24 protein-coding genes are annotated in these 25,526 nt (G+C 41.6%); 21 read left to right on the top strand and 3 right to left on the bottom strand.

The window, feature by feature from the left end; all coding sequences use genetic code 11:
* The first annotated feature begins 6 nt into the window (after positions 1-6).
* Genes ACXAF2_RS04780 through ACXAF2_RS04765 form a run of 4 tightly spaced genes read left to right on the top strand, consistent with a single transcriptional unit; the run spans position 7 to position 2,240 of the window.
* Positions 7-576, top strand: a complete 570-nt coding sequence (locus ACXAF2_RS04780) for a nicotinate-nucleotide adenylyltransferase (RefSeq protein ID WP_475137589.1) — start codon at positions 7-9, stop codon at positions 574-576.
* Positions 569-1,135 carry a bis(5'-nucleosyl)-tetraphosphatase (symmetrical) YqeK gene (yqeK, locus tag ACXAF2_RS04775; protein WP_475137588.1) on the top strand — a complete coding sequence of 189 codons (567 nt, stop codon included), beginning with the start codon at positions 569-571 and terminating at the stop codon, positions 1,133-1,135. Before ACXAF2_RS04780 ends, yqeK begins: the two co-directional genes overlap by 8 nt.
* Before the next feature lie 4 nt (positions 1,136-1,139).
* Complete coding sequence (gene rsfS, locus ACXAF2_RS04770) at positions 1,140-1,493, top strand: ribosome silencing factor (protein ID WP_475137587.1); 354 nt, start codon at positions 1,140-1,142, stop codon at positions 1,491-1,493.
* Complete coding sequence (locus tag ACXAF2_RS04765) at positions 1,494-2,240, top strand: class I SAM-dependent DNA methyltransferase (RefSeq protein ID WP_475137586.1); 747 nt, start codon at positions 1,494-1,496, stop codon at positions 2,238-2,240.
* Positions 2,241-2,358: 118 nt separating this feature from the next.
* Here the strand turns inward: ACXAF2_RS04765 and comER are convergent, their stop codons facing one another.
* Positions 2,359-3,180: a late competence protein ComER gene (gene comER, locus ACXAF2_RS04760; protein ID WP_475137585.1), complete on the bottom strand. Its 822-nt coding sequence runs from the start codon at positions 3,178-3,180 to the stop codon at positions 2,359-2,361.
* Between the two features lie 80 nt (positions 3,181-3,260).
* On the opposite strand from comER, the gene ACXAF2_RS04755 reads away from it, so the two are divergent.
* From ACXAF2_RS04755 to ACXAF2_RS04745, 3 genes are all read left to right on the top strand, one after another.
* The gene (locus ACXAF2_RS04755; RefSeq protein ID WP_475137584.1) at positions 3,261-3,866 is read left to right on the top strand and encodes a helix-hairpin-helix domain-containing protein; all 606 of its coding nucleotides are present in this window, start codon (positions 3,261-3,263) and stop codon (positions 3,864-3,866) included.
* Between the two features lie 80 nt (positions 3,867-3,946).
* Positions 3,947-4,510, top strand: a complete 564-nt coding sequence (locus tag ACXAF2_RS04750; RefSeq protein WP_475137583.1) for a ComE operon protein 2 — start codon at positions 3,947-3,949, stop codon at positions 4,508-4,510.
* Entirely contained in the window at positions 4,503-6,770 is a 2,268-nt protein-coding gene (locus ACXAF2_RS04745; protein WP_475137582.1) for a DNA internalization-related competence protein ComEC/Rec2, read from the top strand. Before ACXAF2_RS04750 ends, ACXAF2_RS04745 begins: the two co-directional genes overlap by 8 nt.
* A 149-nt stretch (positions 6,771-6,919) precedes the next feature.
* Here ACXAF2_RS04745 and ACXAF2_RS04740 read toward each other — a convergent pair whose 3' ends face one another.
* The gene (locus ACXAF2_RS04740) at positions 6,920-7,054 is read right to left on the bottom strand and encodes a YqzM family protein (protein WP_172251312.1); all 135 of its coding nucleotides are present in this window, start codon (positions 7,052-7,054) and stop codon (positions 6,920-6,922) included.
* 295 nt (positions 7,055-7,349) lie between these two features.
* On the opposite strand from ACXAF2_RS04740, the gene holA reads away from it, so the two are divergent.
* Positions 7,350-8,378 carry a DNA polymerase III subunit delta gene (gene holA, locus ACXAF2_RS04735; RefSeq protein ID WP_475137581.1) on the top strand — a complete coding sequence of 343 codons (1,029 nt, stop codon included), beginning with the start codon at positions 7,350-7,352 and terminating at the stop codon, positions 8,376-8,378.
* Positions 8,379-8,452: 74 nt separating this feature from the next.
* On the opposite strand, the gene rpsT is transcribed toward holA, so the two are convergent.
* Positions 8,453-8,704: a 30S ribosomal protein S20 gene (rpsT, locus tag ACXAF2_RS04730; protein ID WP_044339591.1), complete on the bottom strand. Its 252-nt coding sequence runs from the start codon at positions 8,702-8,704 to the stop codon at positions 8,453-8,455.
* Positions 8,705-8,906: 202 nt separating this feature from the next.
* On the opposite strand from rpsT, the gene gpr reads away from it, so the two are divergent.
* The 13 genes from gpr to ACXAF2_RS04665 all read left to right on the top strand — a co-directional run bounded on the left by gpr (position 8,907) and on the right by ACXAF2_RS04665 (position 25,435).
* Complete coding sequence (gene gpr, locus ACXAF2_RS04725) at positions 8,907-10,016, top strand: GPR endopeptidase (RefSeq protein WP_475137580.1); 1,110 nt, start codon at positions 8,907-8,909, stop codon at positions 10,014-10,016.
* 312 nt (positions 10,017-10,328) lie between these two features.
* On the top strand, positions 10,329-11,537 hold the full coding sequence (gene spoIIP / locus ACXAF2_RS04720) for a stage II sporulation protein P (protein WP_475137579.1): 1,209 nt from the start codon (positions 10,329-10,331) through the stop codon (positions 11,535-11,537).
* A 20-nt stretch (positions 11,538-11,557) separates the two neighbouring features.
* Positions 11,558-11,893, top strand: a complete 336-nt coding sequence (locus tag ACXAF2_RS04715; RefSeq protein WP_475137578.1) for a DUF3679 domain-containing protein — start codon at positions 11,558-11,560, stop codon at positions 11,891-11,893.
* Positions 11,894-12,079: 186 nt separating this feature from the next.
* On the top strand, positions 12,080-13,912 hold the full coding sequence (gene lepA / locus ACXAF2_RS04710) for a translation elongation factor 4 (RefSeq protein WP_397541022.1): 1,833 nt from the start codon (positions 12,080-12,082) through the stop codon (positions 13,910-13,912).
* 65 nt (positions 13,913-13,977) lie between these two features.
* Complete coding sequence (hemW, locus tag ACXAF2_RS04705; RefSeq protein WP_475139109.1) at positions 13,978-15,135, top strand: radical SAM family heme chaperone HemW; 1,158 nt, start codon at positions 13,978-13,980, stop codon at positions 15,133-15,135.
* Between the two features lie 426 nt (positions 15,136-15,561).
* Positions 15,562-16,596 carry a heat-inducible transcriptional repressor HrcA gene (gene hrcA / locus ACXAF2_RS04700; RefSeq protein ID WP_475137577.1) on the top strand — a complete coding sequence of 345 codons (1,035 nt, stop codon included), beginning with the start codon at positions 15,562-15,564 and terminating at the stop codon, positions 16,594-16,596.
* 96 nt (positions 16,597-16,692) lie between these two features.
* On the top strand, positions 16,693-17,259 hold the full coding sequence (grpE, locus tag ACXAF2_RS04695) for a nucleotide exchange factor GrpE (protein ID WP_475137576.1): 567 nt from the start codon (positions 16,693-16,695) through the stop codon (positions 17,257-17,259).
* A gap of 39 nt (positions 17,260-17,298) precedes the next feature.
* On the top strand, positions 17,299-19,128 hold the full coding sequence (gene dnaK, locus ACXAF2_RS04690; protein ID WP_475137575.1) for a molecular chaperone DnaK: 1,830 nt from the start codon (positions 17,299-17,301) through the stop codon (positions 19,126-19,128).
* Positions 19,129-19,321: 193 nt separating this feature from the next.
* On the top strand, positions 19,322-20,449 hold the full coding sequence (gene dnaJ / locus ACXAF2_RS04685) for a molecular chaperone DnaJ (RefSeq protein ID WP_475137574.1): 1,128 nt from the start codon (positions 19,322-19,324) through the stop codon (positions 20,447-20,449).
* A gap of 24 nt (positions 20,450-20,473) precedes the next feature.
* The gene (gene prmA, locus ACXAF2_RS04680; RefSeq protein WP_475137573.1) at positions 20,474-21,415 is read left to right on the top strand and encodes a 50S ribosomal protein L11 methyltransferase; all 942 of its coding nucleotides are present in this window, start codon (positions 20,474-20,476) and stop codon (positions 21,413-21,415) included.
* Between the two features lie 32 nt (positions 21,416-21,447).
* Entirely contained in the window at positions 21,448-22,194 is a 747-nt protein-coding gene (locus ACXAF2_RS04675) for a 16S rRNA (uracil(1498)-N(3))-methyltransferase (protein ID WP_475137572.1), read from the top strand.
* A gap of 5 nt (positions 22,195-22,199) precedes the next feature.
* A complete protein-coding gene (gene mtaB, locus ACXAF2_RS04670; RefSeq protein ID WP_475137571.1) occupies positions 22,200-23,534 on the top strand; it encodes a tRNA (N(6)-L-threonylcarbamoyladenosine(37)-C(2))-methylthiotransferase MtaB in 1,335 nt (444 codons plus the stop codon).
* Positions 23,535-23,770: 236 nt separating this feature from the next.
* Positions 23,771-25,435 carry a glycoside hydrolase family 13 protein gene (locus ACXAF2_RS04665; RefSeq protein WP_475137570.1) on the top strand — a complete coding sequence of 555 codons (1,665 nt, stop codon included), beginning with the start codon at positions 23,771-23,773 and terminating at the stop codon, positions 25,433-25,435.
* Positions 25,436-25,526 lie beyond the last annotated feature (91 nt).

Below are 25,526 nucleotides of genomic sequence, written 5' to 3'. Positions count from 1 at the left end.
GATAAAATGAAGAAAAAGGTTGGACTCCTGGGAGGGACATTCAATCCTCCTCATATGGGCCATTTGGTTATTGCGGAGCAAGTTTTAGAGAAGGCGAATTTGGATGAAATACGATTTCTACCGAATCACGTTCCTCCTCATAAACAGGCGGATAAAAGTGTATCAGTAGAACAGCGTCTCTTCATGCTGCAACAAGCGATTAAGAGCAACCCTCACTTTTCCATCGAACGGATTGAACTTGAAAGAGAGGGTGCCTCATACACTTACGACACCATTAAGCTATTAACCGAGAGGGAAGAGGACACCGAGTTTTCATTTATAATAGGCGGGGATATGATCGAATATCTCCCGAGGTGGTACCGGATAGAGGAACTTCAGGAAATGGTCAGGTTCATTGGTGTTAATCGCCCTTCCTATTCACATGATACTACGTTTAATGTTCAATTGGTTGAAGTACCTGCCATTGATATTTCTTCTTCCTACATTCGCAACACAGTGAAACAGGGGCAATCGGTACGCTACTTAGTCCCCGAGGATGTGTATCGATTCATAAAGGAGGAGAAATTGTATGAATAGGGAAAAAGCCTTGGAAATCGTGAAAGAACATTTAACGGAACATCGCTATATACACACTTGTGGAGTCATGGAAACAAGTATAGAGCTTGCAAAGCGATATGGAGCTGATGAGAAAAAGGCAGAAATAGCCGCGATTTTCCATGACTATGCGAAGTTCCGGGATAAAGAGGAAATGAAAACAATCATTGTAGAAGAGAAGCTGGCTCAGGATCTCTTGATGTACAATAGCGAGCTTTGGCATGCACCGGTAGGAGCGTTACTTGTTCAGCGTGAAGTGGGTATACAGGATGAAGAAATATTAAATGCCATCCGATCCCATACTTCGGGTAAGGAAGGGATGACCATCCTGGACAAAGTGATTTATTTAGCTGATTATATCGAACCGAATCGACAATTTCCCGGGGTGGAAGAAGTAAGGGAACTCGCAAAAGAGTCATTGGATCAAGGCTTGTTGAAGGCACTTCAAAATACGATGACGTTTCTAATGAAAAAAAACCAAGCCATCTACCCAGATACATTTCGCTTTTATAACGGATTAATTTTAAACAAGAGGAGATGAAGGAATGGAACAAAATTTAGTAAAATTAGCGTATAATGCCGCTGATGATAAACGTGCTGAAGATATTGTTGTATTAGATATGAAAGGTGTTTCTTTAATTGCGGATTATTTTCTGATCTGTCATGGTAACTCAGACAAACAGGTGCAGGCCATTGCACGAGAATTAAAGGACAGAGCAGAAGAAAATGGCTATACAGTCAAACGGTTGGAAGGCTTTGATCAAGCACGCTGGATCTTAGTTGACTTAGGTGATGTCGTCGCTCACGTGTTCCATAAAGAGGAAAGAGGCTACTATAATCTAGAGCGTTTATGGGGAGATGCATCATTCGTCGAAGTTGGACAAGGTGAGAGTCACTAAATGAGTTATGAACGTTTTGCTTATGTGTACGATTATTTAATGCAGGACGTCCCATATGACGGCTGGTTGGAGTTTGTCAATAAACAAGCTAAAGCTTATTCAATCCAAGGGGGGAAAGTCCTTGACATCGCTTGTGGCACCGGGGAATTATCACTTCGCCTTGTCCGGGACGGCTACGATGTGACCGGTGTCGATCTCTCTCAGGATATGCTGTTGGTAGCACAGGAAAAGGCTTTGGAAATGAACGTAAAGCTTAATCTGTTTCAACAGGATATGTCAAAGCTTGATTCCCTTGGTGAATACGATCTTATTACGATTTTTTGTGATTCCCTGAATTACCTGGAAGACGAAAAAGATGTGAAAAATACGTTCAAAAGTGTATATGCTCATCTTAAGCATGATGGCTTATTCTTATTTGATGTGCATTCCATTTATAAAATGACGCAAATATTTATTAACCAGACATTTACCCTTTCAGATGAGCATGTCTCGTACATTTGGGATTGCTTCCCTGGAGAAGTTCCCAATAGTGTAGAGCATGAACTGACTTTTTTCGTGAAAGATAAGGGAACGAATCAGTACGAAAGAGTAGAAGAGCTTCACAAACAGCGCACATACCCTATCCTTACCGTAAAAGAGTGGTTGAAGGATGCAGGGTTCGAAGTGTTGAACGTTTCCGCAGACTTCACACAAGAAGCGCCTACAGACCAAAGCGAAAGAATTTTCTTTACGTGTAAGAAAAAATGATTAAAGCCGGATCGTCTATTAGAAAGAGATTGATCCGGCTTTTTTATGACTTTATAAAAGATTTACTTAAAAAGAAGGGAATTATCAATTTGTGTCGAAATATAAAAAAGGAGCCTGTCTAGACTCCAAATTGTGATTTCGTACCTTCAATATCATCCACGAACTTTTCCTGTGTGGCTTCAAATAATTTCTCGAAAACATCTCCCAGCTCTCTTTCCATTACGGATATCCCTATTCCGGTCACTCCGCCTTTCACACAAACTTTTTCTTGAAGTGTCGGTAATGTATAAATATTTTTCTTCAATAAGTCCCCAAGACCAACAAGCATTTCAGATGCCAAAACAGTAGCTGTTTCCCTATCTATTTCTGTCACTTCTGCAGCAGCGTTGATAAATCTTTGAGTAACATAACTGAAAAAAGCAGGTCCACAGCTCACAATGTCAGAAGCCACTCGTGTCACATTTTCATCAATGACTACCGGTGTGGAGATATGGTCAACCAGTTTCTTTAAATCCTGCCTCCATTTATCTGAACAATGACTTCCATACGTTAAAAGTGACACTCCGCTTAATGCACGATTCGTAATGCTTGGAATGAATCTGGCACAGGAACTGGTCAGGATCGATTCTAATTGTTCCACGCTTACTGGACTGGTTATTGAAACCACACATTTATCCCTGGTAAAACTTTTTTTATTCTCCTGAATCACATCATACACATCATGAGGTTTCACACAAATGAAGATTAAGTCAGATGACTTGATCACTTCTTCATTTGAATGGCTTACATTCACATTATTCCATTTTTCTTTTATATCATCTGCTTTTTCTAATGAACGATTCGTAATATGAAGATGTGAAGGAGAAATCGCCTTTGATTCAATGAGAGCTTCAATAATGATCTTCCCCATGTTCCCCGTTCCAATGATACCCACTTTCATGTGCAGCCCTCCTTCTATCACACTCTCTCCTAAAACTTATGAATTCCTTTCAACGAATATTCCATCAGAGGTGATTTCCCGTGCAATCCTTTTTTGAAAAATATAGAACGGTTCTTGTGATTCTTGCGATTTGTGCCATTGTCCTGATTGCATATATATTAAAAAATGCTACCGCCCCTCCTGTGAAAGAGGCTTCTTTTGCTGCCGCTCCCGTTAAAAAAGAAACGGAGCCTGAAGAATTGAAAATGGTCGAAAAAGTATTTGTAGACATAAAGGGAGAGGTGGTGAAACCTGGATTGTATGAGGTCAGACAGGGTGACAGGTTGAAGTTTGTGATCGATCGAGCCGGTGGGTTTACAGCAGAAGCAGATAAAAAAGTGATCAATTTAGCGGTAAAGGTATCAGACGAAATGATGATTTATGTCCCGAAGATCGGAGAAACAGAACCGCCGCTGCTGACTTCTCCAATGCCCGGGCACGATTCGGGAAAGGATCGTATTAACATTAATACAGCCACTCAACAGGAATTCGAAACACTGCCCGGAATTGGACCTGCGAAAGCGTCAACCTTTATCCAATATCGCGAAGAACATGGTTCGTTTGAGACAATAGAAGAGATTCAAAACATCTCTGGGGTCGGAGAAAAAACGTTTGAGAAATTAAAAGAATATATTTATGTCCAATGAATTGACGAAACATAGGAAGTCTTTATACACTTAAACAAGCAAATGAAAATGCACCTAAAAACATAGAAGGGGGAATGGTGATGGAAAGAATCGCTTGGCATCAATATTTTATGGCCCAAAGTCAACTCCTTGCCCTGCGCAGCACGTGTACAAGACTGGCGGTGGGGGCAACCATCGTTCGTGAAAAACGAATCATTGCAGGAGGCTATAACGGCTCTATTGCAGGAGGGGATCATTGTATAGATGAAGGGTGCTATGTGATTGACAATCACTGTGTGAGGACCATTCATGCCGAAATGAATGCCCTGCTGCAATGTTCAAAGTTCGGGGTCGGAACGGAAAATGCGGATATTTATGTTACTCACTTTCCCTGTCTTCAATGCTGTAAGGCACTTATCCAGGCAGGAATCAAAACGGTTTATTATGCAAAAGATTATAAAAATCATCCTTATGCCATTGAACTATTCCAAAAGGCAAACGTCCATGTAGAGAAGGTGCCCTTTCAAGAGAGCAGCATCGACGTAAAACACAATGAAAAAGCCTCCATGATGCTTCAATTAATCGATGACTTGAGAAATCAAGGTGCTGAAGACCAGAAGCTCGCTTACTATGAACAAGAATACATAAAACTATTCAATGAATAGGGGAATCTGCCTTTACCTGGCCTTTTCAGTTCTTTCGGGGACGCTACTTGCACTTCAATTCCATTGGGGTGCAGTCGTTCTTGCTCTTCTCCTTCTATCCCTTTTCCTCAGAAAAAAGACCTCCACCATCTTTTTTATCTGCCTCCTATTTCTCTTTATTTCCTTTCTTAACACCACTATTCAAGAAAAGAGACAGAAAACCGTTCTGTCATCAGAACCTGAGCCGGTCGACTTACAAATTATGATCAATGACATTCCATCCATCGATGGGAATGCCTTTGTTTCCCTCGTTCAAATAAAGAATGAGAAGGTTCTCATGCGCTATTATTTCTCTTCAGAGGAAGAGAAACGAAAATTCCAACATATGAAACCTGGTTTCCTGTGTGAAGTGAAGGGGGAGTTAACAGAACCCAAACCGAATAAAAATCCAAACTTATTTCATTATAAGAATTATTTGGCTCATCGGGGAGTTTATTGGATACTTGACGTTCAAACTTATAAGGGATGCGTGGATCAAAGCGAATGGAAACACGCCCTCATACATCTAAGGTTTGATGGATTGAAGAAAATCGAAAGGGAATTCCCGTCTACAACAGTAGGCGTGACCCAAGCGTTACTGTTTGGAGAAACAGGGATGATCGCGGAAGACACGATGAAGGCGTTCAGAGAGCTGGGTGTCGTTCATTTACTGGCAATTTCAGGCCTGCACGTTGGGTTGATCTTTGCGATTCTTTACTATTTCCTATTAAGGATCGGCGTCACAAAAGAATCGGTGACATGGATAGGTATTGTTTTTCTTCTGTGTTATATCGTACTGACGGGCGCATCTCCTTCCGTGATGAGGGCAGCTGCCATGCTGATCGTGATTCTGCTCAGTAGGAAAGTGGCAAGTAAGTTAAGTACAATCGACAGTTTGTCCCTTGTATTTGTAGTGTTCGTTTTATATGATCCATATTTTGTATTCAATGTTGGATTTCAACTGTCATTTTTGGTGAGTTTTTCTCTTGTAGTATCTTCAGCAAGTATTCTAAATACTTCTTCATCCATTGCACAATTGGTGAAAGTAACAATTGTTGCCCAGTTGTCTTCGTTACCAATCATCATCTATCATTTTTATGAATTTTCTTTGATGGGCTTTCTCACGAATCTTCTTTATGTACCCCTATTCTCAGGCATTGTTCTTCCCTTGACCATCATCGTCTATATTCTGTCAGTTGAGTGGTTGATTCTGCTCCATGAATATCTTATGGATGGAATACATTGGGTATCTACCATTATCGCTTCTTTTCCATTCAGCACAATTGTGATGGGAAAGCCTCCATTTCTGATCTTGATTGGTTACCTTATCGCTATATATGTTGTGTTTGTTTGGTATGAAAAGAAAAAGTATATACTTTCCATGCTGCTCTTGATTGTCTGGGCATCCATTCACATGCTAGTCAACACTTATAATCCTTATGGAGAGATTGTATTCATGGATGTTGGGCAAGGGGATGCTACATTGATCAAGCTTCCGTACAATCGGGGAACTTATCTTATCGATACAGGTGGGGAAGTCCAGTTTCCGAAAGAAGAATGGGAAGAAAGAAAGAATCGTTTTTCTGTAGGGGACGACATCGTCGTTCCTTTTTTGAAAAGTAAAGGTATCAGGTCCATTGACGCCCTGATCTTAACACACGGAGATCTCGATCATATTGGCGGATCAGAGGCGGTTCTTGAGGAGATGAAAGTGAAGGAAATCCTGATTAGCCCTAACAGCGAAGAGAAAGGAGAAATGAGGAAAATCATGAAAATCGCCCGACAAAAGAGAATTCCTGTTAAAGAAGCCCATTATCCATACAGCTGGAACGGTGATAATGATGGATTGCATATTGTTTCCCCCCAGGATGAAGAGTATGAAGGAAATAATGACTCCATTGTATTATATGGAGAAATCGGGTCATTGAAATGGTTATTTACTGGAGATTTAGAAGAGCAGGGGGAGAAAGAGTTCATCCGAAACTTCGATCTGCCGATTGATGTGTTAAAGGTAGGTCATCATGGTAGTAATACGAGTACAACTGAGGAGTTCCTCGTTGAAACGAATCCGTCTGTGGCGGTGATCTCTGCGGGTGAAACCAATCGTTTTGGGCATCCGCATCCTGAAGTAGTGGAACGATTGAAGAGAAGAGGAATAACTATATATAGCACGGGGGAAAATGGGGCGATCACCTATCGTTTTTGGGATAAAACAGGAACGTTTTCAGCCCACCTGCCATAGGATGTATGACAAAACAAATTAAGCGCTAATGAAAAAGGGGCAGACCTATCACAAGGAGTCAGGCACCTTCAAGCCATCTGTATGATACACCAGTACCATATGTGGAAGTTGAAGAAACCGGAATCTTTAAGGTCTGCCTCCTATATTCATTAAGAGCCGATTAACTGAATAACAGTTGCAATAACGAACATTGTCGCAAAGAATCCAAAAGAAACAATAAATCCAACGCCTGAATCTACTGCATCATTTCTTTTTGATTGTACATTCTTTTCAAATTGGTTCACAACTACCCCTCCTATTTCTATTCTAGTATAGAACATCGCTAATGAAAAATCTATACTTCCCTTTACTTTTTCCTTTACTGACAAGAGTTGTCACCTATAAGTTTCCCGAGCACAGGTGACACTAATCAATACAAAGGAAATACCGCTTGATGGAGATGGTTCCTAGGTCTTCTCCGTTAACGTTAATATAGATATAGGGGGTGTCCTATATGAGGGATGTCCCCTTTACCCCTTGCCAAAACCAAAAAGCTTTTTTACCATAGAGTAGAGAAAAGACTTAATGGAGAGTGCTGACTTGGTTATTGATATCTGGAAAAAAATAGAGAAATCTCAATTCGGAGCTATGTATTTAGTTTACGGAAATGAGTCATTTATTATTAATGAAACAAAACAAAGAATTGTTTCAAGCGCCCTTTCAGAAGAAGAAATGGATTTTAATTTTTCCAGTTATGATCTGGAAGAAACTCCTGTGGAAGTGGCGATAGAAGATGCAGAAACCTTTCCATTTATGGGGGAGAGAAGGGTCGTCATCCTACAAAACCCTGTTTTTTTGACAGCTGAAAAAACAAAAGAGAAGGTAGAGCACAACATTAAACGACTGGAACAATACATACAATCTCCTGCTCCCTATACGATTTTGGTCATTACAGCGAATTACGAAAAACTGGACGAACGTAAGAAAATTACAAAGTCCTTGAAGAAACTGGCAGAAGTGGTAGAGGCCAAAAAGCTGAACGAGCATGAATTAAAGTCCTGGGTAAGAGAACGTGCTGCCTCTAATAGTGTTCAGATAGATGAAGATGCGATTGAACTTTTACTGACTCTCGCTGGCACAAATTTAATGATGCTCACACAAGAGCTGGACAAACTTTCTTTATATGCAAGCGATACAAACAGAATCGATGTAGAAGTGGTGGAACGATTAACAGCCCGGTCCCTGGAACAAAATATTTTCACATTAGTGGACAAGGTCGTTCACAGAAGAATCGATGAGGCATTGAGAATTTATTACGACCTTCTCAAACAAAATGAAGAACCGTTGAAGATTCTATCAATCCTGGCAGGGCAGTTCAGATTGATATATGGAACGAAGGAACTATCACGAAGAGGATACGGTCAGCAAAAGATTGCTTCCTACCTAAAAGTACACCCTTTCAGAGTGAAACTTGCAGCAGGACAGGCAAAGCACTTCAATGATAAACAACTCGCCCATATCATCGAATTGCTATCTCAAGGAGATTATGAAATCAAAACAGGGAGAATCAAAAAGGAATTAATGATAGAAATGTTCCTTTTTAAACTTCATGATCAGAGCTTTACGTGATTTTGGGGTCATGACGATAAAAATAATGAGGAAAAGAAAAACCACCTGGCCATGGGCAAGGTGGTTTTTTTCAATTAGTTCGCTTTTTTCATAAGGCGAGACTTTTGACGATCCGCAGCGTTTTTGTGGATAAGACCTTTTTGAGCTGCTTTGTCTAATTGACGAACCGCTTCTGTTGCTAATTCTTTAGCGTTATCTGCGCTGTTTGCAGCTGCAGCTTCTGCTTTCTTGATAGCAGTACGCATTGTAGATTTCACGGCAGCGTTTTGAGCGTTACGCTCGTTGCTAGTTTTTACACGCTTGATAGCTGATTTGATATTTGGCATTCCTGTCACCTCCTATAAAAGGATCGAGATTCTATGTGACTCGATTTAAATTCCTAAACAATAAGAACAAATGATATTTTATCAAACGAACAGTGATATTGCAATACTATGTAGTGAAATTAAACGAGTGAATGAACCCATACGAAAAAGGTAAACATAAAAAAATAGTAGATATCATCCCAAGCCTGGAGGTAGAGTCGAAATGAAAAAAGAAGAAATTGATTACAGTAAATATTCCATTCGTACCGATCTTGCCGTTGAAGCAAGAGAAATGGTCGTCACTGATAAAGCGGAAGATACGTCATCCATTCAAGGAGTCATGATCAAAGAGAAAGAAGAGGATGGGGTAAAAGTTTCCCTTGTCACCGTTACACCAGAAGGAGAAGAGAAAATCGGTAAAAAACCTGGTAATTACTTAACCATCGAGGCTCATGGAATTCGCCAGGAAGATGCAGAACTGCAACAAAGAGTTGAAAAAGTATTTGCAAATGAATTTAATCAATTTTTAATTAATAATAAAATCAGTAAAAATGCAAGCTGCTTAATTGTTGGACTCGGTAACTGGAATGTAACCCCCGATTCATTAGGGCCGCGCGTCTGTGAAGACATCATTGTGACGAGACATCTATTTGAACTGCAGCCGGAATCTGTGGAGGAGGGCTATCGACCGGTCAGTGCCCTCGTGCCTGGTGTGATGGGGCTCACGGGTATTGAAACGAGCGATATCATTTTCGGAGTAGTGGAGAAATCCAAACCCGACTTCATCATCGCCATCGATGCCCTGGCATCCCGTTCCATCGAGCGTGTCAATTCAACCATCCAGATTTCGGATACAGGCATCCATCCTGGGTCGGGAGTAGGGAACAAGCGAAAAGGCTTGGATCAGGAAACGTTAGGGGTTCCGGTTATTGCCATCGGCGTTCCGACCGTACTCGATGCTGTCACGATCGTAAGTGATACAGTCGATTTTCTTTTAAAGCATTTTGGGAAAGAAATGAGAGAAGGGGACCGTCTATCCAGATCCCTTGCCCCGGCAGGATTGAGCTTCGGTGAGAGGAGGAAATTAACAGAAGAAGATCTTCCGGAAGAACAACATCGTCAAGCCTACATGGGAATTGTCGGAACACTCGAGGATCATGAAAAACGAAAATTGATTCATGAAGTATTGGCTCCCATCGGGCATAATCTGATGGTCACACCTAAAGAGGTCGACGTGTTCATGGAAGATATGGCCAACCTTATCGCAAGCGGCTTGAATGCTGCACTGCATGATGCGGTTGATCAGGAGAATACTGGATATCAGACGAGATAGATTGAAGCTGATGATAACGCCTTGAGGAGACGAAACTCAAGGCGTTATTCTTCATTCTAGAGAAATTTGTCATATTACGAAAATATATCATCACATCCCCTAATACAATTGGATTTTCCGTATTTCACTCTACCTCCTTGTCCCTATTAAATCCGACTTCTATCTCCATCCCCTTCCAGACCACACTAAAAATAATAGATTCTCCCGTTTAACTTTTCACCAATAACCTCATAATGACTACTAAATATAGTTCTACTATCTCTAGTAATGACATACGTTGTACTAGAGTAGATGAATGGAAAGGGTGGGAGAATGAGGTCGTATAAAGCGCCTAATTATGTAGTAGCGATTAATATGACAACGATACTGAAAGGGATGTTGATCTTCATTGTAGGGTTGCTCTCGATTTTTTCGATAACGGGCATCCTCACTTCCTTGAACCCTGAGTATAGAATTACATCGAATTCATTGAATCAAGCGGCTTCCAATGTGAAGGGTGATGCATTATATAAGATCTTGGCATTAGAAAACCGATCTTTTAATCAAATTTTGACTGAAGAAGAGCAGGCTTTACCGAATGTGTCATCCCTCCTTTTTCAGGTGGCTACCAATGTGAGCTTTGATGATCCCCGAAGTTTCCTGGGGAGAGAGCTTCCGGGATTCTCGATTTTCGACGGGGATATCCTTGTGGCCGGGGAAGGAACGGATTTTACGAATATGCCGATTGAGTCGGTCCCTCCTCCTGAAGCACTGGAAGCAGGAAATGAGGCACCACTTAAGAATGTTGAGAATCTTAAAGCCCCGAATCAAAAGAGTGGGGATGTGGCACCTCCATTGTCCACAGGGAATAAAAAAACCGTTCATCTTTATTTCACTCATACCCGTGAATCCTATCTCCCTTATTTGGACGGTGTGACCAATCCGGATGCAGCTATGCACTCAGAAGTCAATGTCACAAAGGTGGGAGACATGGTGAAGAGGAACTTAGAGGACCAGGGTATTGGAACGAGCATTGATAAAACCGATGTGATTCAGACCTTAAACAAAAAAGGATTGGATTATTGGGCTGCTTACCAGGAGTCGAGACCTTTGGTGCAGGCTGCCATGACAAGTAATAAAGACTTGCTGTATCTTATTGACATTCATCGAGATTCTCAAAGAAGAGGTGTCACGACAGGAACGATCGAAGGAAAATCGTATGCCAAGCTCGCATTTGTCGTTGGGGAAGAGCATCCGAATTACGATCAGAATTTAAAGGTGGCCACAGAGCTTCATAAGTTATTGGAAGCGAACTATAAAGGGATTTCACGTGGAGTGATTGCGAAGAAGGGAAGCGGGACCAATGGGAAGTTCAACCAGGATCTTTCAAGCAATGCCATGTTACTGGAGTTTGGTGGAGTCGATAATACATTCGAGGAATTAGAACGATCTGCACAGGCTTTCGCTGAAGTATTCGCTGAATATTATTGGCAGGCTGAAAAGGTGAATCATACACCTGTCACTCCTGCTTCAAGTCAGTAGTAAAAAGGATGAAGGAACCAATGACAAAATTCTTTTTTAAATGTGCATTACTTATATCTGCATTGTTTATCGGGGTACTGATCGGAATGCAGTATGCGAATGAAGGCATCGTAGAGATGAAAGGACATGAACAACAAAAATTCACTTCGCCGGTGGGAGTGAGTCAGGACGGGGAAGGAAACGTGGAAGCGTCTTTCCTTGGGAATGAAGTAGAATCGAAAACGTTAAGCGAGAAGAAAGAGAAATTAGAGGAAATGAAAGCCTTTAATGCGTTTTCCTCGATCGGAAAGGCGCTGGCGAATATAATTGAAAGTATCACCAATGAAATAGTGAACTTTATTGCTTCGTTAATTTAAGAGAGGGCTTATGGAAATGTTCCAGCCTTCTCTTTTTTTGTGGATTTGTCTCTAATAACTCTATTGATTCCTTTCTAAAATGGACAATTCCCGTATAGCCCTTTAGTTTACATTGAATAATATATAGTCTACTGCTATAATTCAAAATAGTGTACATGTGTGGAAATAACAGGAGTTGAACGTATAATGAACCGTGAAGAGAAATTAGAAAGACAATCGAGAATTAGAAACTTTTCAATTATTGCTCATATAGATCATGGGAAATCTACCCTTGCCGATCGTATTTTGGAGAAAACGAAAGCACTGACGGCGCGTGAAATGAAAGAGCAATTACTGGATTCAATGGATCTTGAGAGAGAACGTGGAATCACAATCAAATTAAATTCTGTGCAATTAAAGTATCAAGCGAAGGATGGAGAAGAATATATCTTTCATCTGATTGATACACCAGGGCACGTAGACTTTACATACGAAGTATCTCGTAGTTTAGCTGCTTGTGAAGGAGCCGTCCTTGTTGTGGATGCAGCTCAAGGGATTGAAGCACAAACATTGGCAAACGTGTATCTTGCCTTGGATAATGACCTGGAAATCCTGCCGGTCATCAACAAAATCGACCTTCCTGCAGCAGATCCTGAAAGGGTTCGACAGGAAGTGGAAGATGTCATCGGTTTGGATGCATCTGAAGCAGTCCTGGCATCAGCCAAAGCAGGTATCGGAATTGAAGAGATCCTCGAGCAGGTGGTTGAAAAAGTACCCGCTCCGCAGGGAGATCCAGATGCCCCGCTAAAAGCCCTTATCTTTGACTCTTTATATGACGCATATAGAGGTGTCGTTGCCTACATCCGTGTGATGGAAGGAAGTGTCAAAGTCGGAGATAAAGTCCGTATGATGGCAACAGGGAAAGAGTTTGAAGTAACGGAAATCGGTGTCTTCACTCCAAAACCGACGGGACAAAAAGAATTAACGGTCGGGGATGTTGGGTACTTAACAGCAGCGATCAAGAATGTTGGGGACACCCGGGTGGGGGATACCATCACTCTTGCGAAAAACCCTGCAGAAAAAGCATTACCAGGTTACCGCCGCTTAAACCCGATGGTATATTGCGGTTTATATCCAATCGATTCAAATCGCTACAACGATCTTAGGGAAGCACTTGAGAAGCTTGAATTGAATGATTCGGCACTTCAATATGAGCCCGAAACATCTCAAGCGTTAGGGTTCGGGTTCCGTTGTGGATTCCTTGGACTCCTTCATATGGAGATCATTCAGGAACGCATTGAGCGCGAATTTAAAATCGACCTTATTACGACTGCACCAAGTGTTATCTATCATGTCAAATTGACAGATGGTCAAGAAGTGAAGGTGGATAACCCGTCCATGATGCCTGATCCGCAAAAAGTGGATCATGTTGAAGAGCCTTATGTAAAAGCCACAATTATGGTTCCGAACGACTACGTTGGTGCCGTAATGGAGCTTTGCCAAGGAAAACGCGGAAACTTTATCGACATGCAGTATATGGATGATACACGAGTGAACATCGTCTATGAAATCCCGCTTGCTGAAATCGTGTATGACTTCTTCGATCAATTGAAGTCGAATACGAAAGGGTACGCTTCATTTGATTATGAGCTGATCGGATACAAGGAATCCAAACTTGTGAAGATGGATATCCTGTTGAACGCTGAAAATGTCGATGCCCTTAGCTTTATCGTTCATCGTGACTTCGCTTATGAACGCGGGAAGTTGATTGTTGAGAAATTGAAGGAACTAATTCCGAGACAACAATTCGAAGTACCCGTCCAGGCAGCGATTGGACAAAAGATTGTCGCAAGATCGACTATTAAAGCTATTCGGAAGAACGTTCTGGCAAAATGTTACGGTGGAGATATTTCACGTAAACGTAAACTTCTTGATAAACAAAAAGAAGGTAAAAAACGTATGAAGTCCGTAGGTAATGTAGAAGTTCCACAAGAAGCCTTCATGGCCGTCTTGAAAATGGATGACACGGATAAAAAATAATTGTCTTGATGATAAAGGGGGAAAGTGGCTTGTACAAAACAAGCACTGCTTACCCCCTTTTCTCTATGACTGCCCCAAAAGGAGGGATATTCTTGGTAAAATCAGCTTATATTCATATACCTTTCTGTGAACATATCTGTCACTATTGTGATTTCAATAAAGTATTTTTAGAAGGACAGCCTGTAAATGAATATTTAATCAGCCTGGGCGATGAAATGAAGCAAAGAGTCATGTCACCTGACAAGCTTGATACGATTTTTGTCGGTGGAGGCACTCCGACGTCATTGAATGCGAGCCAACTCGATACATTATGCGAATCGATCAACACTCACCTGCCTTTTGAGCAGGGGGAATTCACATTTGAAGCAAACCCCGGCGATTTGACGGAAGACAAACTTCGAGTGTTAAAGGACCACGGTGTGAATCGATTGAGTTTTGGTGTTCAGTCATTCAATGATGAGCTCCTAAAAGGAATCGGACGGACACATAGAAGCGAAGATGTGTACACGTCTGTGGAAACGGCTCAGAAAGTAGGATTCTCCAATATCAGCATTGATCTGATTTATAGCCTTCCTAAGCAAACAGAGGAAAATTTTCAAGATACATTGAAGAAAGCACTGGACCTTGACCTTCCTCATTACTCGGCTTATTCACTCATCGTAGAGCCGAAAACGGTCTTCTACAACCTGATGAGGAAAGGGAAGCTTTCATTGCCTTCTCAAGATCAGGAAGCGGCTATGTACGAAATTCTGATCGAAACGATGGAGAAATACGGGATCAATCAATATGAAATCAGTAACTTTGCTAAACAGGGATTCGAAAGCAAGCATAATCTCGTTTATTGGGACAATAATGAATATTATGGTTTAGGAGCCGGTGCTCACGGATATATAAACGGAGTACGTTATTCCAATTACGGTCCCCTGAAAAAATATATGGACCCGATTGCAGAAGGTTCACTGCCTACCATCCAGCAGCATGAAGTCACCAAAGCCGAAATGATGGAAGAGGAAATGTTCCTCGGATTACGTAAGGTAGATGGCGTGAGTAAATCCATATTCCAACAGAAATTTGATTGCAGCGTGGAGTCAGTCTTTGATACCTCCATTACGGAAATGGAGAAACGAGAACTGCTTTTAGTTAATGAAGAGCGTGTGGCACTTACGAAACAGGGCCGCTTTCTGGGAAACGAAGTATTTCAATCTTTCCTTGGTGTAATTTAATGGATGTATTCTACAGCAAGTAACTCATGCTTAGAAAGTTGATTGGAGGGGAAGATGCTCGACTCCTGCGGGAATAGCGGGAAAGTACTAAAAGCGGAGGCGGCTCGACCAGCTCCGACAAGCATAAGATGAATGGACCGGGAAGGCGTTTTTTGCCTTCTTGGGCCATTTAGCTTATGACCTCGAGGGGCTAGCCGCCGGAGCTAGACAGTTGAGACCCCACAGGGCAAAGCCCGAGGAGGCTCAACTCACGCCCCGCGGAAAGCGAGCACCTGGAGCGGAAATCAACCACTACTCGCTTTTTCAAAAACAACTGCCTTTACGAAAAGAGCCAATCTAATATATTGACATCCCTTTTCTGATTTGATAATTTATTAATTAGATTTAGCACTCATCTTGATAGAGTGCTAACAGGGGTGATGAATGTTGTTAACAGATCGACAACTTCTAATTCTTCAAGTGATTATTGATGATTTTATCCTGTCAGCTCAGCCTGTCGGTTCGAGGAGCTTGTCCAAGAAGGATGAAATTTCCTTCAGCTCGGCGACGATTCGAAATGAAATGGCTGATTTGGAGGATTTGGGTTTTATCGAAAAAACGCATACTTCTTCAGGACGTGTTCCATCTGAAAAGGGTTATCGTTATTATGTGGATCACTTGCTAAGTCCACAGAAATTAAAGAAGAATGACGTGCATGCAATTCGTTCCATCTTCACTGAACGTATATATGAGTTGGAGAAAGTGGTCCAGAAGTCGGCAAAGATTCTTTCCGAGCTGACGAATTACACGACCATCGTATTAGGTCCCGATTTGAAGGAAAATAAGCTGAAAAAGATTCAACTTATTCCTCTGAACAAAGATACAGCGATTGCCATCATCGTGACGGATAACGGACATGTTGAAAATAAACTGTTCCATATCCCTCCTACAATGGATGCTGCGGAGCTTGAGAAGCTTGTGCACATCTTGAATGAACGGTTATCGGGTGTTCCTATCAGTGAGTTAAATGATAAAATTTTCAAGGAAGTCGCTCTTTTACTAAGAGAGCATATTCAGAACTATGATTTTATCCTTCACTCGATTACGGATTCCTTTAATCCAACAGTCACGGATAAGCTGTTCTTTGGTGGGAAAACCAATATACTCAACCAACCTGAGTTTAATGACGTCCATAAAGTTCGCATGCTTCTTGAGATGATTGAACAAGAGGAGAGCGTCTACAACTTGATTCGTCCATCCGCTACTGGATTGAACATTAAAATCGGGAAAGAAAATGATCATCTTGCTATGGAGAATTGCAGTCTCATAACCGCTACTTATTCTATCGGTAAAGAACAATTAGGATCCATCGCGATTATCGGACCTACCCGAATGGAGTATTCCCGTGTCGTGAGTTTACTTAATTTCTTTTCAAATGATATGTCCAAGGTTCTTACGAAACTGTATCAAAGTGAAGATTAGTGGACATATTGTATAAAGGAAAATAGGGCCAGGAAGCAGGTTTAATGGCCTTCTGGCGCCTTGTAATGGTCGCAGATTTTTAAGGAGGTGAATGTTATGTCTGAAGAAACAAAACAAGAACAGCATGATGCGAAAGAAGAAAACAGCGATGTGGTAGAAGAAGTATTCGCTGAAGAACCTCAAGCAGAGGAAGTAGCAGAAGGACAACAAGAATCAGATGAGCTTTCACAATTGGAAGATAAGCTGAATGAGTCTGAGAATCGTTATCTCCGTTTAAGAGCTGATTTCGATAACTTCCGCCGCCGCGTCAATGTAGAAAACGAAGCGAAGGAGAAATATCGTGCTCAAGGACTGATCACTGAACTATTGCCGGCACTTGATAATTTCGAGCGTGCTTTAAATATAGATGCTGATAATGATCAAACAAAAACACTGCTTCAAGGAATGGAAATGGTTCATAGAAGTATTGTTGAAGCCCTTAAGAAAGAGGGAGTAGAGCCAATTGAAGCGGTAGGTCAAGAGTTTGATCCACATTTGCATCAAGCAGTTATGCAAACAGAAGATGAAAATTTCGACAGCAATGTAGTGGTTGAAGAATTCCAAAAGGGATACAAACTGAAAGACAGAGTGATTCGTCCTTCCATGGTGAAGGTCAATCAATAATAAAGACATTACATATACAAAATAGGGAGGTTTCTTACTATGAGTAAAATTATCGGTATTGACTTAGGTACAACTAACTCATGTGTATCAGTACTTGAAGGCGGAGAGCCAAAGGTTATTGCAAATGCAGAAGGAAACCGCACAACTCCATCAGTTGTTGCGTTCAAAAATGGAGAAAAGCAAGTTGGGGAAGTAGCGAAGCGTCAAGCGATCACAAACCCGAACACGATCATCTCAGTGAAACGTCATATGGGAACAGATCACAAAGTAGAAGCGGAAGGAAAAGAATACACTCCACAAGAGATTTCAGCTATGATTCTTCAACACTTAAAATCATACGCAGAAGACTATCTTGGTGAAAAAGTTGAAAAAGCAGTCATCACAGTACCTGCTTACTTCAATGATGCAGAACGTCAAGCAACAAAAGACGCTGGTAAAATCGCGGGTCTTGAAGTTGAGCGTATCATCAACGAACCAACTGCTGCGGCACTTGCATATGGTCTGGATAAAATGGATCAAGACCAAACCATCCTGGTATATGACCTTGGTGGCGGTACATTCGACGTATCCATCCTTGAACTTGGTGACGGGGTATTCGAAGTACGTTCTACTGCCGGCGACAACCGTCTGGGTGGAGACGACTTTGACCAAGTGATCATCGATTATCTTGTAGCTGAATTCAAAAAAGAGAACGGCATCGACCTTTCTAAAGATAAAATGGCTCTTCAACGTCTTAAAGACGCTGCTGAGAAAGCGAAAAAAGATCTTTCAGGAGTGACTTCAACTCAGATCTCACTTCCATTCATCACGGCTGGAGAAGCAGGTCCTCTTCACTTGGAAGTGACTCTTTCAAGAGCGAAATTCGATGAAATCTCTTCAGATCTTGTAGAGCGTACAATGGGACCAACTCGTCAAGCGATGAAAGATGCGGGTCTTTCTGCAAGTGAAATCGATAAAATCATTCTTGTTGGTGGATCAACTCGTATCCCGGCTGTACAAGAAGCGATCAGAAAAGAAACTGGTAAAGAGCCATCTAAAGGTGTTAACCCTGACGAAGTTGTAGCGATGGGTGCTGCGATTCAAGGTGGAGTTCTGACTGGAGACGTTAAAGATGTTGTCTTACTTGACGTTACACCACTTTCCCTTGGTATCGAAACAATGGGTGGCGTATCAACGAAGCTGATCGAGCGTAACACGACGATTCCAACATCCAAATCTCAAACATTCTCAACTGCCGCTGATAACCAGACAGCTGTTGATATCCACGTATTACAAGGTGAGCGCCCAATGGCTGCTGATAACAAAACGCTTGGTCGTTTCCAATTAGCTGACATCCCGCCGGCACCACGTGGAGTACCACAAATCGAAGTAAAATTCGATATTGATAAAAACGGTATCGTGAATGTAAGCGCGAAGGACCTTGGAACAGGTAAAGAGCAAAACATCACGATCAAATCTTCTACAGGTCTTTCAGATGATGAAGTAGAACGCATGGTGAAGGAAGCAGAAGAAAATGCCGAAGCGGATAAACAACGTAAAGAGGAAGTCGAACTCCGTAACGAAGCCGATCAACTAGTTTTCCAAACGGAAAAAACGTTAAAAGACCTTGAAGGCAAAGTTGAAGAAGATGAAGTGAAAAAAGCGGAAGATGCGAAAGCTGAATTAAAAGAAGCAATCGAGAAAGATGATTTAGCTCTTATCCGTGAAAAGAAAGATGCATTACAGGAAATCGTTCAAAGCTTAACAATGAAGCTTTATGAGCAGGCTCAAGCAGAAGCTCAAGCAGCTCAAGGAGCAGAAGGCGAAGCTTCGAAAGACGACGATGTAGTCGATGCTGAATACGAAGAAGTAAACGACGACAAGAAATAATTTAGTATGAACGAAAAAGTCAAAGTCAGGGCGGTTCTTGGCTTTGACTTTTTCTATGATTGAAAAGAGTGGAAGAAGATTCATTCATCTAACAGACACAATCAATTAGAAGGAATGTTGAGTTTTTATTGATAATAGTCGAAGCTCAATGTTAAAATAACCTTTATGCAAAGGATTCGGGAGTGGTGTTTTAATGAGTAAACGGGACTATTATGAGGTTCTTGGGGTCGGAAAAGATGCCTCAAAAGACGAAATGAAGAAAGCATACCGCAAGCTCTCCAAAAAATATCATCCGGATATTAATAAAGAAGCGGATGCGGATGAAAAATTTAAAGAAATATCAGAAGCCTATAAAGTATTGAGTGATGATCAGAAACGTGCACAATATGATCGTTTCGGACATACGGACCCTAACCAAGGTTTCGGCGGTGGTGCTGACTTTGGCGGCGGCGGTTTCGGTGGTTTCGAAGACATCTTCAATACATTCTTCGGTGGCGGCGGTGGCCGCAGAAGAGATCCGAATGCACCAAGACAAGGTGCCGATCTTCAGTACACGATGTCACTGACATTTGAAGAAGCAGTCTTTGGAAAAGACACAGAAATCGAGATTCCGAGAGAAGAAGAATGTGACACCTGCCATGGTTCAGGTGCAAAGCCGGGAACAAAAGTCAATACATGTTCTCACTGTAATGGATCGGGTCAACTAAATGTGGAACAGAATACACCATTCGGCCGCATCGTGAACAGACGCGTTTGTCACTACTGTAACGGTACAGGTAAACAAATCAAGGAAAAATGTTCAACTTGTGGCGGTGCCGGAAAAGTACAGAAGCGCCGGAAAATATCTGTTAAAATCCCTGCTGGTATCGATGATGGACAGCAGCTGCGTGTGACTGGTCAAGGTGAACCGGGTATAAATGGCGGACCTGCCGGTGACTTGTACGTTGTATTCCACGTTCGCTCACATGATTTCTTTGAGCGTAACGGAGATGATATCTATTGTGAAATGCCAGTGACGTTTGCACAAGCGGCATTAGGTGATGAAATTGAAGTGCCGACCCTGCACGGAAAAGTAAAGCTGAAAGTGCCTGCAGGAACTCAAACAAGCACGAGATTCCGTTTGAAAGGTAAAGGAGTACCGAATGTCCGTGGATACGGTACAGGTGATCAGCATGTTCAGGTGAAGGTGGTTACCCCTTCTAAATTAACGGATAAGCAAAAGCAATTATTAAGAGAATTTGCTGATATTAGCGGACAGGTTCCAGATGAACAGCATGAAAGCTTTTTTGATAAAGTAAAAAAAGCCTTTAAAGGCGAATAACTAAAGAACGGAGTTGGTAGATCAATGAAATGGTCAGAAATCAGTATTCTTACTACGAATGAAGCGATTGAACCTATTTCAAACATTCTTCATGAATCTGGAGCAAGCGGTGTGGTCATTGAAGACCCGGCCGAATTAATTAAGGAAAGAGAAGATATGTTTGGAGAGATCTACCAACTCAATCCTGATGATTATCCAAGTGAAGGTGTCTTAGTCAAAGCGTACTTACCCGTAAATAGCTTTCTTGGTGAAACCGTTGACGAGATCAAGCAGGGCATTACGAACCTGGTGACCTATGATATCGACATTGGTGAAAACAAAGTGGAGATTTCAGAAGTGAACGAGGAAGAATGGGCAACGGCCTGGAAGAAATACTACCACCCTGTTAAGATCTCCGATAAATTTACGATCGTACCTACTTGGGAAGACTACACACCGGTTCATAGTGACGAACTTATCATTGAGCTCGATCCAGGAATGGCATTCGGGACAGGGACGCATCCGACAACAGTCATGTGTATCCAGGCCCTTGAGCGAATTGTTCAAAAACACGATACGGTCATCGATGTAGGAACAGGTTCAGGTGTATTATCCATTGCTGCTGCACAGTTAGCTGCAGACAATGTAAGAGCATATGACCTAGATGAAGTGGCTGTTCGTTCAGCAAGACTGAATGTGAAGCTGAACAAAGTGCAGCAAACTGTAACGGTTGACGAAAATAATTTATTGAATGGTGTTACAGGGCAAGCGGATGTGATTGTAGCGAATATTTTGGCTGAAATCATTTTACGCTTTACACTTGATGCCTTCGAGCTTGTGAAACCGGGCGGATTTTTTATCACCTCTGGGATTATCCAGCCTAAGAAGCAAGAAGTACGTGATGCATTGGAGTCTGCCGGATTTATAATAGAAGAAATTATGGTCATGGAAGATTGGGTCGCAATTATTGCCAAGAAGCCTATGTGAATTTAAGTAAAAAGCGGTGGAGTTGAAACTGTATGCAACGATATTTTATCAATGACATATATCGAGAAAATGATCCGATTACGATAACAGGGGATGACTATCATCATATCGTTCGTGTGATGAGAATGAAGGAAGATGATGAAGTCTATGCTGTATTTAAGGATCAAGCATCAGCCATTGCCCGTATTGAAACGATTTCCAGTGACTCGGTAGAACTATCAATAGTAAAATGGGAAACAACGACGAAAGAATTACCAATTAAAGTAACCATTGCGAGCGGACTGCCGAAAGGGGATAAATTGGAGTTGATTTTCCAAAAGGGGACAGAGCTTGGAGCCACTCAATTTATCCCTTTTAATGCGGATCGCTCCATTGTGAAGTGGGACGATAAAAAAGCAAAGAAAAAGGTGGAACGATGGGAGAAAATCGTCAAGGAAGCAGCGGAACAGTCTCATAGACTCCTTGTTCCCGACGTATCTGCCCCCATTTCATTGAAACAATTAATACAAGCACAGTTTGATTACAAACTGATCGCATATGAAGAAGAAGCAAGAGCCGGAGAAAAAGGAAATCTATCAAAGGTGTTATCGACGATCGAAAATGGACAAAGTGTCCTTGTCGTATTCGGCCCTGAAGGTGGATTGACAGATAAAGAAGTAGAGATGTGTAAGAGCGAGGGCTTTATTCCATGTGGTCTGGGCCCAAGAATCTTACGTACGGAGACTGCTCCATTGTATGTCCTCTCAGCCATCAGCTATCAATTAGAACTTATGAGGTGATTGTAATGCCATCAGTAGCGTTTCACACTCTAGGGTGTAAAGTGAACCACTACGAAACAGAAGCCATCTGGCAACTTTTTAAAGAAGAAGGATATGAACGTGTAGAATATGACTCGATTGCAGATGTGTATGTCATTAACACGTGCACGGTAACGAATACAGGAGATAAGAAAAGCCGACAGGTCATTCGTCGTGCCATCCGTAAGAATCCTGACGGAGTCATTTGTGTAACAGGATGCTACGCTCAAACCTCCCCTGCTGAAATTATGGCGATACCGGGCGTTGACGTTGTGGTTGGGACGCAGGACCGAAGAAAAATGCTAACATACATTGAAGAATATAAACAAGAACGCCAACCAATCAATGGCGTTACAAACATTATGAAGAATCGTGTCTATGAAGAGCTGGATGTTCCGGCATTTACGGATCGTACCCGTGCCTCTCTTAAAATCCAGGAAGGGTGCAATAACTTCTGTACATTCTGCATTATTCCATGGGCCCGTGGACTGATGAGATCCCGTGATCCTGAAGAAGTCATTCATCAAGCTCAGCAGCTAGTGGATGCCGGCTATAAAGAGATTGTCCTGACAGGAATTCACACAGGTGGATACGGAGAGGACATGAAAGACTACAACCTTGCCATGCTTCTTAAAGACCTGGAGCAAAAAGTGAAGGGTCTGAAGAGAATCCGTATCTCTTCCATCGAAGCCAGTCAATTGACGGATGAAGTCATTGAAGTGATTGATCAATCAAATATTGTTGTCAGACACTTACACATTCCACTTCAATCAGGGTCCAATACGGTTCTTAAGAGAATGCGCAGAAAATATACGATGGAATTCTTTGCAGAGCGCTTGGAAAAGCTTAAAAAAGCTTTACCGGGACTTGCCGTTACATCTGATGTCATTGTCGGTTTCCCTGGTGAAACGGAAGAAGAATTTATGGAAACATTTAATTTCATCAATGAACATAAATTCTCGGAGCTTCACGTGTTCCCTTATTCAAAGCGAACAGGTACTCCTGCAGCACGTATGGACGATCAAATCGATGAAGATGTCAAGAACGAACGAGTTCATCGTTTAATTGAACTTTCTAACCAATTAGCGAAAGAATACGCTTCTCAATTTGAAAATGAAGTATTAGAAGTGATCCCTGAAGAAATTTACAAAGATGATCTTTATGTTGGATATACGGATAATTATTTGAAAGTGGTATTCCCTGCAACAGAAGACATGGTAGGAAAGCTTGTGAAAGTGAAGATCACAAAAGCAGGTTATCCCCTAAACGAAGGCCAATTCGTACGTGTCCTTGAAGAAACAGAAGAAAAAGCAGCAATTTAATAGATCAAGGCACCTGACAATGGTTGGGTGCCTTTTTGTTTTTGCACAATATTACTTTGTAAACACTTTCTTTTTTTGCTTAGAATCAATTTATCTATTGATAAGTGAAGAAGAAGGTTGTAAACTATTAATGTCAATATAATAAATGAAATAGGTCTTTTTTTTAAACTAATAGTGCAAACGATTGCATTAAATGTAAGCGTTTGTATCTTACTATACTTTAATGAGGTGTTACAATGAAAAAGGCATGGCGTAAAGAAGCGGTAGGCTATCAAATCTATCCGAGGAGTTTTCAGGATTCAAACGGCGACGGAATTGGTGACTTGCAGGGCGTGATTCAACGGTTGGATTATATTAAAGAATTAGGTATCGATGTGATTTGGATTTGTCCAATGTATAAATCACCTAATGATGATAATGGATATGATATTTCTGATTATCAGGATATTATGGAAGACTTCGGTACGATGGAGGACTTCGATCAATTACTCAATGAGGTTCACAAGAGAGAGATGAAACTGATCATTGACCTTGTACTTAATCATACAAGTGATGAGCACCCTTGGTTCATTGAGTCTAAGAGCTCTAAAGAAAATCCAAAACGTGACTGGTATATTTGGAGAGATGGCGTAAAAGGCAAGGAGCCGAATAACTGGGAAAGCATCTTTGGAGGATCGGCATGGGAGTATGACGAAGAAACAGATCAATATTTCCTTCACGTATTCTCTACGAAGCAGCCGGATTTGAACTGGGAAAATGAAGAAGTCCGCGACGCTCTTTATGACACAGTCAACTGGTGGCTTGATAAAGGAATTGATGGCTTCAGAATCGATGCCATCAGCCATATTAAGAAACGTGCCGGTCTGCCTGATATGCCAAATCCGAAAAAGGAAAAGTATGTTTCTTCTTTCGATATGCATATGAATCAAAAAGGGATTCATACGTTCTTGCAAGAATTCAAGGATCGGACGTATGCTAACTATGATGTCATGTCCGTTGGGGAAGCCAATGGTGTAAAAGCCGATGAAGCGGAATTGTGGGTTGGAAAAGAAAATGGAAAGATGGATATGATTTTTCAATTCGAACATCTTGGTCTCTGGGACGCCGAAACCAACCCGGACCTTGATATTGTCGAATTGAAAAAAGTGCTCACTCGCTGGCAGAAAGACCTTGAAGGCAACGGGTGGAATGCCCTATTCATCGAAAACCATGATAAACCACGAGTTGTATCTACTTGGGGGAATGATGAACAATACTGGAGAGAAAGTGCCACAGCCATGGCGACCATGTACTTCTTAATGCAGGGGACTCCATTTATTTATCAAGGGCAGGAAATCGGTATGACAAATGTCCAATTTCCATCCATTGAAGATTATGATGATGTAGCGGTCAAGAATCTATATCGTCTGAAGCGTGAAGAAGGAGTGCCTCACCAAGACATCATGGACATCATCTGGGCTTCTTCCCGTGACAACAGCAGAACACCGATGCAATGGACTGACGAGGTAAACAGTGGATTCACAAACGGCAAGCCTTGGATGAAAGTGAATCCGAACTATAAAACAATTAATGTAAAAGCTCAGGAGAAGGATGAAAGCTCCATTCTGAACTTCTATAAAAAAATGATTCAACTTAAGAAACAAGAAGATGTCTTCACCTACGGGATCTATGATCTGCTTCTTGAAAAAGATAAGCAAATCTATGCGTATACCCGCACAGGAGAAAATCAATCCATGATCGTGATCACAAACCTTTCCACTGAGGATGCCGTTTGTGACCTTGGTGAATTGGAAGTCTCCTCGTCTAATCTTTTGTTGAATAATTATTCTGTAGACAGCCATGGAATTCTAAGCAAGATAACCCTTAAGCCATACGAGGCGAGAGTGTACCGTTTAAAATGATAATTTCCCACCCCTGGCAAATATTGCCGGGGGTGTTTTTATTTTCTTATAAAATATGAAAAGGTTTTCTTTTTTTGGAGATGCTAATAAG

This window comes from Rossellomorea sp. ABR4_004, from assembly GCF_056159585.1.
The sequence above is the reverse complement of the archived record's forward strand: the minus strand, read 5'-3'. Positions and strand labels throughout refer to the sequence as shown.